We start from the raw sequence: 12798 nt of genomic DNA, 5'->3' as shown, positions 1-12798 counted from the left end.
AACAGATTGTTAATACAGTTTTTTGTGAATAGCTTTAGTAAGGCGATTCGAGTTCTTTTTCAGATATATAGATGTATGTTTAATTCATTATTAACCTCCCTTTAATAAACATTAACTGATCGTACAACTGTTATTATAGCAAATACTATTAAATAATAAATAAAAAAGTTCAATAAAAAAAGATTATTATTTTATATTAGGATGTATTTAAAAACATGAAAAACCGGGAGCAGGTTATATTGTATTACATTGTGTTTCTTTAACAGGATGAGGAATGGATTTATTAGCGATTGGAAGAGTAAAAAAAAAAGAATAAAGAAATCGTCACGAAAGCAACCAAAAAAGCAACTACCACCATTAAGGTTCTCTTCCTATAATAATTGATTTATTGAAAATTCAATGATATTTTATAGATAATCCAAGAGATGCAGCTTCAACTGTGTCTCACGCACTCTGCGAGAGGAATGTCATGAAGATCAATCGACTCAATCTGCCTGAGGGTCTGTCGGAGAACCTTCCGGAAGATAGCCGCATCGCTCCGGATGTGCTGGGTCACCGTGGCTCCAACTGGCCTGTCCAGGTTCCCGTGGACGAAAAGAACGATGTACGCTCCGGGCTGCTGTTTTGTTCGGTCGATTCCGTGTTCCGCAATCCCAACTCGGTCTTCATCGGGTTCGGGATCCCGAACGTCTTCACCATGGTTCCCGGTGGAGAAGGAAAGTGGGACAAGTACACCGCCTTCATGTTCTACCGTCAGCGCTCGTACGTTGCGTCTGACATGGAGCGAATGCAGGTCGGTGTCTACTTCGAGCTGTGTGACCTGGATCCCAAAGCAATCGCAGCGATCCGTCGAGAGATGGAAAACCAGAAGGGGCGCCGTACGGCCAGCTGTGCCAATGCGAACGCCCAGGTCCTGACTGCTGCTGGGTTCACCTCCGGTGGAAAGTCACTCCAGCACGTCTACCGTCCCTCTCATCTTTCTGCTCTCCTCTGGAAGAACGGTCTGGAGTACGAGGGGAAGAAGGTCTCGATTCGTATCCTCTATGCTGGTCGAGGGATCGGCGATCACTTCCTGTCCGTGTGGCGGAAGGAGTTCACCAGTCTCTGCCGATCGGTCAAGAAGAAGTTCATCCGGCATGCTCACTCGACTGGCACTGCCCCTCAGTTCGAGGTGCGAGAGCTGGTAGGTATGTCGGTCGAACGGTGGGAGAACAGCAAGGAATTCGCCGCGGTTGGCATCAGCCGTCCGTCGTGGTTCGGAGTATGGCTGGGGTTCCTCCTCGGTCAGCGTCCCATCTTCAACACGGAGACAGGTGTACCGATCGAAGCGCTGGAACTTCAGGATGCATTGCCTGAATTCGGTGGCAAGCTCGACCGTGTGGGAAAGCTGAAGAAAAAGCTCTTCTCTCGTAGGACCGTGAGGTTCATCCGTCGTCATCTGATTCACAGCGTCGATCAGTACGAGGATGTGCCGCGTCAGGCCATCGTCGAGATGCTCCGCCGCAGTGACGGTCCTTCTCATGAGGAAGCGTTCCTCTACAACATCGTGGTTACGGGTTCGGGCATTCACATTGCCCGCCTCGAAAACCGCAATGGTCGGGACCGGAAGATCATCAACTGGATCATGGCCAAGCATGTTCTGATCTCTGGATACGACGAGGATGTTCGGTTCGCTGGTGAGATCTGGTGTTGTAAGGTGGATGGTGAGTTCGTCATCTTCCTGAACCGCAACTCCGGCACTTACAAGCCGACTGAAGATCGTCTGATCGCCATGGCAGACTACCTGAGCAAGGTGTTCCGTGCGAAGGTAGTCATCTCCGAGTAGTGCCTAGACAGGCTCTTTCTGTCTAGTAGCCCCTCTCTGATTCTATCAGAGGGGGGCGCTGTATTTTTAATTACTAAATTTAAAACCCTTATATATCAACGCTTTTTCAACATACGTTACAAAACTATACTTTTGTAACGTAAAAATCAAAGCGAACGCAACTGTTTTATACGAAAATAGAAATACTTATAAAGTAGAAAAGGGATTTATTAGGTTTTTTTAATATTTTCTCAAAAATCAGTCAAAGGCCTTATATTTATTTAAGAATTAAAAAATATTAAGGAAAAATATACATAAAAAATCGAAGGTGACTGATATATTAACATTCCTATTTTTTCTATTATCACCAAAAATACTAAGAATAATTATCTCTATTTACACGAATGAAATTGGTCGAAGTTTCCGCTTTTATAAGGTTTTTCTTTCTAAAATGGAAATGAATTTTTTTACAATTCTTTTATTACAAGCTAGTGAGATTGGAATGAAAAATTTACATTATTTATTATATATTTTTGATTGCGTTTTTTTAAACTAGCATTTATAATCTAAATAACTCTTTACCGATTTACAATTGCACTAGAAAAACTACTGGAGGTGTATGTTGTGAAGGTGAAAAGATTTCTGAACATTGGGTTTGTTTTTGCACTCGCATTTTCCTTCTTCGTTGCTAGTTTTGCTCTAAATCCAATAGGTGCCGATGCTGCACAGTATGATGGGACCAATCCATACAATACTGGATGTGCTTACAATCAACCGGTGACGTATGATACAGAGTATCTTGTGAACAATAGTGGAACCAGGATAGGATATGTTCAACTAAAAGGAAGTGCTGGATGCCACACGGCTTGGGCTTATATTAAACTGTATAATGCTGCTCCTAAAGACTACTATGCAGAAACTTGGATAAAAAGAAGATACAACACGACTCAATCATTAATACTTAATAAAACACTTTTAGACTGTGACAAAGAAACTGGTGGTAATGGTGTCATAATGAAGGGAGAAACTTCCTGTTTTACAGGACAAGCTTGGGATAAATCGCCATATAATGCCCAAGCAAGTGGTGTGGTTTACGATTTATGGAACTCAAAATCTACTGGATGGTATTAATACGTTAGTATCATAAACTTCTTGACTCACAAAGAAAGCGATTTCAGAAAAGAGAGTATTCTTACTCTCTTTTCTTTTTTTATGTTCCAAAGTATCGAAGTTATTTGTCTTTTGTGCTATATGAATAATTTTAGCTTATGAAAAAGACAATAGGTTCTAAAAGACGCAAGGATGTGATCTTTTGGTGTCTGATTATAAAGTTCGAGTAGAGATTGCAAAGCATAAACTTCCTTCTGTCGATATGGAAACCAAAATCCATGAGTTTCAGAGTATTTTTTCCACAGTAGCTTCTAGATATTACCGTCACAAGTTTCAAGGTAGGGATCAAATGGCAGAGAGTGATAGGAAAAAAAACTAGAAGGGTTTTTTTGTTCTATCTTTTTCTATATAATATATACCTGTAATAATACAACTGTAGATAAGGGAAGGTTGTAGATTAGTATGGCAGGTTTAAGAGTTGCGCTCTTTATGCGGGCGAGTACCAATAAACAAACGACCCAAGGAAAGATGAAGTCAGCTTCCCGTACTGGCAAAGTATCGGCAAGACCTGTATCGGATGAAAATGATCTTCCTCTCCAAAAGAAGAAGTGTATGGAATACATAGAAGCTCAGCCAGATTGGAAGTTTACCGAGTTAGAGTATGTAGAGGCTGGTGTTTCTGGTTTCCATACCCATACAAGTAAACGAACAGGTCTAAATCAGGCTTTTGAAGATGCCAAAAAAGGTCTTTTTGATATATTACTAGTTTATAAACTCGATCGGATTGGACGTCGCTCAACTGAGAGTTTAAATCATGCGATTCGGTTTTTGCGGCACTGTCGTATCTGGGTAGTAGATAAAAATAGAGAGTTTACCAACAATGGAGATGCCGATGAGATCCTCAACTTCATTGAGTTTTGGTCTGCCAAAAAATCTTCGATGGACACCAAGATCCGGGTAACGGATATGATGAAATTAATCCATAAAGAAGGTTATTGGACAGGTGGAAATCCTCCATATGGATACCGAAATCATCCAGAGATGTCCAATATGTTGGAGATAGAACCAAAAGAGGCAGAAGTAGTGAAAGAAATATACCGACTTTATGTTTCGGAAGGTTTAGGGATGTTACGGATTGCTAGTATGTTAAATGAGAGAGGGCTGCAAACAAGGACAGGGAGAGAGTGGAGATCAGAAAGCATTCGGAAAATCCTTCGGAATACGGTCTACAAAGGCTATCTATCTTATGGGAAGACAAAGACTGTTGAAGGTGAGTTTGGTTCTTATCAAAAGTACACCAAACAAGGGGAAGAGCTTGTATCGGAAAAATTTTGGCCAGAGTATGAAATCATTCAACCCGAAATTTGGGACAAATCGCAAAAAATGAAGCAATCCCGAGTAAAAAGCAATTCATTTGGTGGTAAAGCTCCAAGGCGGAATGGAACAGGAAAGGGATTGCTAGTAGGTGTTTTAACTTGTGAATGCGGCAGCAGCATGACATATGGAAGTCAACGGGATTGGTTAGATTCCAAACGGACAAAAAAAGGAGACCTTTACGGTATTTATCGATGTTTGCGAAGACTAAAATCTGGAGTGCAAGTGTGTGGCTCCAAAAAAGGAACGCATAAGACAGAAAAACTTGACAATATTGTGATAGAAAAAATAAAAGAATATACCAAAGAACTCATTACATCCAATGTATTAAGCGAGATTCAGCAAAAAACGATACATGCTTCCAAAGAAATTGAAGCAAAATTAAAGCAAGCGAAACAAGATAGGCAACAATGGCAAAAGGCCAAAGAAAATGCGAACAATCACTTGCTTAAAATTTTAATGGGGGAAGACTCATCCTTTTCAGAATCTCAGTTAAAAGAATTATATGAGCGGTCCGTCCAAGAGTTAGTAAAGGCGGAGCGATTATATGAAGAGATGAAAGCTCTGAAAGACAGCAACGGTCTTTCAGAAGTAGATGTGTTAAAACTGCAAGATGTACTTGCGGATTGGGGAAGCTTATTGGAGATTGCAACTACAGAAGAAAAGCGAGAAATGATCAAAAGTATTGTGAAACAAGTAAATGTAGCAGGAGAAGATGTTACCATTGAACTGCATTTTGATGTACCGAAATTTTTTGAAGCAGTGAGCTGTGCAAGAGAAACCGCTGCTAGTCTTGAAAAACAACGAACAGCACAAGTATCATCTACTTTGCAATATGGTAACGATAGGGGTTCCAACAGTAGTTGATGCTGTGACGATCGCTTTTGATACAGTCAACTACTTACTTGCATACTTAAGCCGTGAGATGGCAGGAGTAAAGGGAAATCCGCTTGATCCACTAAATCGCCCAGCGTTAAAAGAGTTAGAACAACAAGAAATACCAGCGGAGACCAAAACAAAAATGTTAGGGTTAGTTGGTGAGTTAGAAGATGATGAGAAGCGGCAATTAATTCACGAGATTTTATCCCCTTTGGGGCAAAATTTAATGGTTACACCAAAAGAAGTAGATGATTTTATCAATGACATGGCGAAAGTAATCGCTACAGGGTTAAACTGTGCATTGCATGAAGCAGTAACAATGGATAATGTCGTGACCCATCTACATTAAAAAAAGATAAGCAAAAAAGAGATACCCATTTTTGGTATCTCTTTTATATATGTGTAAATCCATTATGATCGGCGGGTGAATCAGCAGGAACAGAATTCCTACGGACCCACCCGAACGCCTAGCTCGCGAGGAGTGTCATGCACTCTTCGATCTGGGACTGGTCGTCCTCAGGGAGGATGAAGCTCCAGAGAAACAGCATTTCCTCCCACATCTTGCGTGTGGAAGGCTTCGGCTTTGATTCCATCGCCTTCGGGAATTCCTTCAGGAGCCGTTCGGGACACTGAGGTGCTCGAGCCTCGCATCCATACATCTTGAAGAGGAAGCGGTAGCACTCCCACTTGAACTCGGTGTTCCAGGAGCTGAGATCGGAAGTGTCACGATGGTCCACACAGTAGTTCACCACCTCATGTGAGAACTCCCTCCACCGACTGAGCAGATCGAAGCTGTCGAGCTGATGGGGCTCGCAGTTCTTGAGCTTCTCCACCAGAATCTGCATGAACTCCTTATCGGAATCGTTGGGTTCGTTGTGCTTCCTGATGTACCACATGCTGGCGAGCATCTCTTCTCGGCTGATCTTCTTTCCGAGAAGGATCATCAGGTGATCCAGTGTAGATCCCGTAGGCGTCAGACCCAGACGTTCGGCTATGGCGTTCATCTTCTTGTTCTTCTGTGCAGGCACAGGATGCCTTTCTGATCAGGTTGACCAATAGAAGTATATCTATTTTATCAACTATTCTTTGTGTTCACAAAATGCGCTCCAAAAAGGGAATTTATATAAATTTCCTTATTATACGACGAGCAGGCCAGTGAGACGAATCTCTCCGACCTGCTCGAACGCCGTTACCGCATCAAAAACTCACCAGCCTGTGTCTGACATCGGTCGTAGAGCGGCTTGAGTCCGATAAAGGGACTCTTCCATCCGCTGATCTGACCGAGCACGGTGAGCAGTTTCCTCCACAGCATTTTTGCCTCATCGGAAGGATGCTCTTCCATTTCCTTCATCGCATTGTTGAAGTTTCGCTCCAAGGCTGCGGATTCGGAAGTGAGATCGACCAGTCCTTTGTGCTGTGTGTCCCACAACTTCTGGGCGTACTTCTTGATCGCTAGTTCGAAGGTACAAACCCACGTTGCAAGATAGTCTGCTTGTTCGGATAGTTCCCTTTTTTTTGTCTGGAGGGTAAGACGACTATGCAGAACCACGCTCAGCAGGTCAGCATGACGGATTCCACTTTCTTTTCGCTGTTGGAGGTTTTTCTCTTTTTTGGCTGCTGTGAACAGCTCCTCCATCCGCTCACCCATTTTCCACGAGTCCTCGATATGGGCTTTGAGCAGCTCCAAAAGGTTGGAGATTTCCGTGTTCGCACCTTGACGGTGACTGATCCAAAGGTGTAGATCCGTTGAGCTCATGGAAGCTATTGCTTCCATGACTTCTTCGATATCAGTGACGACGTTCTCGTTGATAACAGTCATCTTGCTGCCTTCTTGAGACAAGTAGACGAACATTACTGCTACTATTCTACCAACTTCCTATCTTTGGAACAAATCTATATTTTCGTTCTACTCTCGTATTTGCCTTCATAGGTATTGATAGAAATGGAGTGCACGGATGGGGGAGTTTGAATGAGACGAACGCAATTTCGAATGGAAACTTATAACCTATCAGATCCTAGATATCGAAGGGTGTTCGTTGTATTTATGATGAGCACAGCTGTTATTTTTCTAGTTCTTGGTGTTTTCTTTGTGTTGCAAACTGAGTCTAACCATAACTCGAAACTAAGTAGAGTTACTTCTAATATTACTTCACACACATTGCTCCAAGTGATGGGAGACAATGTCCCTTACTTACAAGAGATGATTCATCGACCAGGAAGTGAACAGATGGTTTCTCGTTTGTTTTTTGAAGTAATGACTAGCTTTGATCCAAATGATCCTCGGACGTTTTTAAGTAATGAAATTCCGTTGTTTGCTCTTTTTGATACGGATATCGACACAGCGAGCAAAGATGTTACTTTTTCTGATGTGCCAATCGAGTCCTCACCACCTGCAAATCTGGAAGAGCAAGTGATGAGTCAAATTCGAAAACAAGAACAAGGAAAGAAAGCATCATCAACTACAATCACGAGTCCAAAGATAAAACAAGTATTTATTTATCATTCGCATTTTTCGGAGTCTTATATTCCAGAGTTGGATCAATCCCGTGGGATGAAAGCAAACGATGCGAACAAAAATATTACATTAGTAGGGAAACACTTGGCAAAACAGCTCGCTAAAATGGGTGTTGGATCTGTCACTTCTCATGTGCCTTATTCCTATCGTGGTGCATACTCTTCATCGCGTAAAACAGTCGTACAAGCATTAAAGAAGTATGATGACCTTACTTATTTGATCGATATTCATCGGGATTCTCAGCGCAGGAAGGTCACTACCATAAACATCAAAGGAGAGCCTTATGCAAGATTGGCATTTGTAGTTGGCAGTGCGAGTAAGCATTACACAGAAAATCTCAAGTTAGCTCGTTCTCTCTATAAAGAGATCAATAAATTGGCTCCTGGATTGGTTCGTGGTGTATTTATCAAACCACGTACACGAGGCTCCAATGGAGAATACAACCAATCCTTGTCCAAAGGTAGTTTTTTAGTCGAAATTGGCGGAATTGATAATAATTTCCAAGAAGTGTATCGATCAACTGATATTTTGGCAAAAGTGTTAAGAGAACGAATTTCAGATGCGGTTCCGGTTCAAAAATAGAAAGGATGAGCAAAAATGCGTTTTTCGATTCAGATGATAGGCCTAGCATTTGTCTTGTTGATCGGGATATTCGTAGGGATCGATTCAGCAGAAAAAAATATCCAAAAAATGCAAGGCGTAGAAGGTGCTCCAAGAGCAGTACAGTTAAGTAGCAAAGGAAATAAGTTGGAGTTAAATGTGCTTGGACAAGTGGTTCAAACCAAAAAGATAGACACGATAAAAGTAGAGAAAGTCCAAAAAACCATTGCAAAGAGCGAAAATGTACTCTCAAATATTGGGAATGCGATTGGCTCCAATATGCGGTATTATTCCCGCATGATGCTTGGATCGGTTTTTTCATGGGATGAATAAAGGTTTAAATTTAAAAAATCAATAGTTATATTTGTATAATGTAAATCGACTCTTAAAAAAGTCGGTTTTTTTTTATATTTTCAACCTGAAATATCTATACAGAGTCCAGTGGATGATTTATGATGAAATCAAGTAGCACAGTTTTTACTTTTTTATAGAGAGATGGGTGAGAGGTATGATGAAAGCTGCTAAGTGGGTAAGTATTCTCACCGCGTTGGCTTTGGTCTTTACCGTTGTATTTAGTTTTGGAGCTACTAATTCCTCGTATGCTGCTGGTGGACCTGATGATTACAAAATCGAAGTCAACAAGTCCAACAATACACTTTACTTGTATAACAAATACGGTAAAGTAGCCAAAACGTACCAAGTGGCAACAGGTAGAACAACTAGTTTGACTCCAGAAGGAACGTTCCCAATTATTATCAAGATCAACCAACCAGGTTGGAAAGGTATACCTGGTGGAGATCCCAAAAATCCTCTTGGACCTAGATGGCTTGGATTGCAAGTAGGAGGCGACAATGGTCGCATGTATGGAATCCATGGTACCAACAACCCTTCTTCGATCGGTTCTTATGCTTCCAGCGGCTGTGTACGTATGTATAGCAATAAAGTCATTGAACTATACAACACAGTAGGAACTGGTACATTAGTATGGATTACCAAAAATAAGCATGATGGTGTATGGCATGGGAAACATCGTACATCCACACCAAGTCCAGCAGGAAAATTGACTGTAACCGCGAGTGCAGCAAACATTCGTGCAGCAGCATCCTTAACGGCCAAAGTACTACAAGTAGTACCTCGTGGAACAGTACTCAACAAAGTAGGTAAAGTTGGCGATTTCTACAAAATTAAATTAAAAAGCGGCGCATATGCGTATGTGCACAATTCCGTAGTAAAATAATGGAATGAAACAAAAAACGCTCACAATGATGTGGCGTTTTTTTTAAGGAAATTTATATGAAAAAATGAACAATAGGATATCGTTGCTTGCTCTAACAGCAGACTGCTATAATGATACAATGCAGTCTGCTCTTTTTGACTAGCAGGGAGGATTAGAACGGATGAGTAAACAAGCAAAAATACGTAATTTTTCTATTATCGCACACATTGACCATGGGAAATCGACATTAGCTGATCGTATCCTCGATTTTACGGGCGCCCTTTCGGAGCGTGAAAAACAGGATCAGTTTTTAGATAAGATGGATTTGGAAAGGGAGAGAGGCATTACAATTAAACTACAGTCCGTACGTCTCCCTTATCAAGCAAAGAATGGACAGGAGTACATATTAAATTTAATTGATACCCCTGGGCATGTTGATTTTTCATATGAAGTATCCCGCAGTCTGCAAGCGTGTGAAGGTGCTCTGCTTGTGGTAGATGCTGCTCAAGGTGTAGAAGCACAGACATTGGCAAACGTGTACCTTGCATTAGAGAATGATCTCGAAATTATTCCTGTCATAAACAAAATTGATTTGCCAAGTGCAGACCCAGAGCGCGTAAAGGAAGAAGTGGAAGAAGTGATTGGCCTGGATGCTAGTGAGGCTGTACTCGCTTCTGCTAAAGCTGGTATAGGGATTGAAGACATTTTGGAGCAAATCGTAGATAAGGTACCAGCGCCTACGGGAGATCCTGATGCTCCATTACAGGCTTTAATATTTGACTCTTTTTATGATGCCTACAAAGGTGTCATCGTTTATATGAGAGTAGTCGAAGGCACCATCCGTAAAGGCATGAAAATTAAAATGATGGCAACAGGCAAAAGTTTTGAAGTTCTGGAAGTAGGGGCTTATAATCCACATCCTGTTTTAATGGATGAGCTCTCCGTTGGTGAAGTAGGTTTTGTCGTTGCAAGTATAAAAAACGTGAAAGATACACGAGTGGGAGACACAATCACGGACGCGTTAAATCCAGCAACAGAAGCACTTCCTGGTTACCGGAAAACCAATCCGATGGTTTTTTGTGGATTGTATCCAGTTGATTCATCACAGTATGAAGATTTACGGGAAGCTTTGGAAAAATTAGAATTAAATGATGCTTCCTTAGCGTATGAACCCGAGACATCCAATGCCCTTGGTTTTGGTTTCCGATGCGGATTTTTGGGGCTTCTTCATATGGAAATTATTCAAGAGAGAATCGAAAGAGAATTTCAGATCCCTCTTATTACAACAGCTCCAAGCGTTGTCTATCAAGTTTATTTGACAGATGGTACAATGCTACAGATCGAAAACCCTACACTCATGCCTCCAGTGCAAAAAATTGATCATGTAGAAGAACCATATGTACGTGCAAGCATCATGGTACCAAATGATTTTGTAGGTACAGTAATGGAACTATGTCAAACCAAACGTGGACAATATATTGATATGAAGTACTTAGATTCAAATCGAGTCAATTTACAATATGACTTGCCTTTATCTGAGATTGTCTATGATTTCTTTGATCTTCTAAAATCGAGTACCAAAGGCTATGCATCTTTTGATTATGAATTAATTGGTAATAAAACTTCGGATTTGGTCAAGATGGATGTGCTCTTAAATGGAGAAGTGGTGGATGCTTTATCCTTTATTGTTCATCGTAATCGTGCCCAACATCGGGGAAGGTTGTTAGTCGAAAAGCTGAAGAAGCTTATTCCAAGACAAATGTTTGAAATTCCCATTCAAGCTGCGATCGGAAATAAAGTAGTAGCAAGAGAAAATATTAGTGCCATCCGCAAAAATGTATTAGCCAAATGTTATGGAGGAGACATCAGCCGTAAACGTAAACTTCTTGAGAAACAAAAAGAAGGGAAGAAGCGGATGAAAGCGGTTGGTAGTGTAGAGGTACCTCAAGAAGCATTTATGGCAGTATTAAAAATGGAGGAGAAATAAGGTGATTTCTCCAAAAGCGGTTTATATTCACATTCCATTTTGTGCTACTAAATGCTACTACTGCGATTTCACCGCTTACGTAATGGATGGACAACCTGTAGATGATTACATTGATGCACTAATCAAAGAAATAGCGATAACAGTTAAGGATTCTCCACCTGGTGAATTGGAAAGTATTTTCATTGGTGGAGGAACACCCACTGTTTTAACTCCCAAACAAATGGAAAAATTGCTTAAAGCGATTGATTTTTATTTTCCAAATAAATCCAGTTTGTTGGAATATACCATAGAAGCAAATCCAGGAACTACGACTCCAGAGTTATTAAAAGTAATGCATACTGGAGGAGTGAATCGTCTTAGTTTTGGGGCGCAAACATTCGAACCTCATTTATTAAAGGAGATTGGAAGATCTCATGGGGTGGGTGAGATCGCCACAAGTGTACAAGATGCTAGAGAAGCGGGTTTTTCCAATATTTCTCTTGATTTGATGTTTGGATTGCCAAATCAAACTGTAGAACAAATGAAAGAAACATTAAAACAAGCAGTAATGCTGGCACCGGATCATTTTTCTTGCTATAGCTTGAAAGTGGAAGAAGGGACATTGTTTTATCATTTGGAGGAGTTAGGGCAATTGCCACTACCAAGTGAAGAAACAGAGTTTAGCATGTATCAGTTGATTCGAGACGATTTACGAAGTCATGGATATGTACAATATGAAGTGAGTAATTTTGCAAAAGAAGGCCGAGAAAGCATTCATAACACTACTTATTGGCATAATGAAGCTTATTATGGTTTTGGTACAGGTGCACATGGGTATGTTCACCACATACGACATGCGAATATAAAAGGTATAAAAGAATATATAGGCCGTATAAATGCTGGGGAAAGACCTATTCTTCAGAAAGAACAGATTTCTGCTCAAGAGCAAATGGAGAATTATTTTATCTTAGGATTGCGATTACTCAAAGGTGTCAGCCTGAACCAGTTCCAAGCCCAGTTTGGTATCCCAGCAGAAAATGTTTTTGGAGACACATTAAAAACGTTACAATCCAAAAAATTTCTTGCGAAAGAAGGGGATATTCTCCGTTTGACGGAGCAAGGTTTGTTATTTGGAAATGATGTTTTCGCCCAATTTCTCTATTGATAACATTGACACCGTACCAGTGGTTTGATAACTTATAGAGTAGATTTTAGCACTCATGTGAAACGAGTGCTAATAAAGAAAACTTGCCGACTGGCAAGCCAAAGGCGCAGACAGAGGCTTAGTTGCCCTTATGCAGATTGGATAATAATTTCATCTGCTATCACAATCT

General features: G+C 40.9%; 11 protein-coding genes and 1 pseudogene. 10 read left to right on the top strand and 2 right to left on the bottom strand.

The features are described from left to right. The first annotated feature begins 469 nt into the window (after positions 1–469). From A3GQ_RS0105840 to A3GQ_RS0105820, 5 genes and pseudogenes are all read left to right on the top strand, one after another. Positions 470–1825: a hypothetical protein gene (locus A3GQ_RS0105840; protein WP_028776250.1), complete on the top strand. Its 1356-nt coding sequence runs from the start codon at positions 470–472 to the stop codon at positions 1823–1825. 603 nt (positions 1826–2428) lie between these two features. Then, the gene (locus A3GQ_RS0105835; RefSeq protein WP_028776249.1) at positions 2429–2935 is read left to right on the top strand and encodes a DUF2690 domain-containing protein; all 507 of its coding nucleotides are present in this window, start codon (positions 2429–2431) and stop codon (positions 2933–2935) included. A gap of 184 nt (positions 2936–3119) precedes the next feature. Continuing rightward, on the top strand, positions 3120–3293 hold the full coding sequence (locus tag A3GQ_RS26720) for a hypothetical protein (RefSeq protein WP_156877569.1): 174 nt from the start codon (positions 3120–3122) through the stop codon (positions 3291–3293). An 83-nt stretch (positions 3294–3376) separates the two neighbouring features. Continuing rightward, positions 3377–5155 (top strand): recombinase family protein, encoded by a 1779-nt coding sequence (locus A3GQ_RS25585; protein ID WP_051271268.1) that lies wholly within the window; start codon positions 3377–3379, stop codon positions 5153–5155. Continuing rightward, positions 5124–5516, top strand: a pseudogene (locus A3GQ_RS0105820) (GPR endopeptidase); the annotation flags it as partial. The gene A3GQ_RS25585 and the pseudogene A3GQ_RS0105820, both read left to right, overlap by 32 nt. A 118-nt stretch (positions 5517–5634) precedes the next feature. Here the strand turns inward: A3GQ_RS0105820 and A3GQ_RS0105815 are convergent. Together A3GQ_RS0105815 and A3GQ_RS0105810 are read right to left on the bottom strand one after the other, a co-directional pair. Next, positions 5635–6195 (bottom strand): hypothetical protein, encoded by a 561-nt coding sequence (locus A3GQ_RS0105815; RefSeq protein ID WP_169818253.1) that lies wholly within the window; start codon positions 6193–6195, stop codon positions 5635–5637. Positions 6196–6356: 161 nt separating this feature from the next. Beyond that, positions 6357–6986 carry a hypothetical protein gene (locus A3GQ_RS0105810; RefSeq protein ID WP_028776246.1) on the bottom strand — a complete coding sequence of 210 codons (630 nt, stop codon included), beginning with the start codon at positions 6984–6986 and terminating at the stop codon, positions 6357–6359. Positions 6987–7136: 150 nt separating this feature from the next. Here A3GQ_RS0105810 and spoIIP point away from each other — a divergent pair, with 150 nt between their 5' ends. The 5 genes from spoIIP (at position 7137) to hemW (ending at position 12629) form a co-directional block, all read left to right on the top strand. Next, a complete protein-coding gene (gene spoIIP, locus A3GQ_RS0105805) occupies positions 7137–8264 on the top strand; it encodes a stage II sporulation protein P (RefSeq protein ID WP_028776245.1) in 1128 nt (375 codons plus the stop codon). Positions 8265–8279: 15 nt separating this feature from the next. Continuing rightward, the gene (locus A3GQ_RS0105800; RefSeq protein ID WP_028776244.1) at positions 8280–8615 is read left to right on the top strand and encodes a DUF3679 domain-containing protein; all 336 of its coding nucleotides are present in this window, start codon (positions 8280–8282) and stop codon (positions 8613–8615) included. Between the two features lie 178 nt (positions 8616–8793). Beyond that, a complete protein-coding gene (locus A3GQ_RS23550) occupies positions 8794–9519 on the top strand; it encodes a L,D-transpeptidase (RefSeq protein WP_051271266.1) in 726 nt (241 codons plus the stop codon). 160 nt (positions 9520–9679) lie between these two features. Continuing rightward, positions 9680–11485, top strand: coding sequence for a translation elongation factor 4 (lepA, locus tag A3GQ_RS0105790; protein WP_028776243.1), 1806 nt, complete (start codon positions 9680–9682; stop codon positions 11483–11485). A 4-nt stretch (positions 11486–11489) separates the two neighbouring features. Then, a complete protein-coding gene (gene hemW / locus A3GQ_RS0105785) occupies positions 11490–12629 on the top strand; it encodes a radical SAM family heme chaperone HemW (protein WP_028776242.1) in 1140 nt (379 codons plus the stop codon). Positions 12630–12798: the final 169 nt, after the last annotated feature.

The sequence above is a fragment of the Shimazuella kribbensis DSM 45090 genome, assembly GCF_000428065.1.
Classification (GTDB): Bacteria; Bacillota; Bacilli; order Thermoactinomycetales; family Thermoactinomycetaceae; genus Shimazuella; species Shimazuella kribbensis.
The sequence above is the reverse complement of the archived record's forward strand: the minus strand, read 5'-3'. Positions and strand labels throughout refer to the sequence as shown.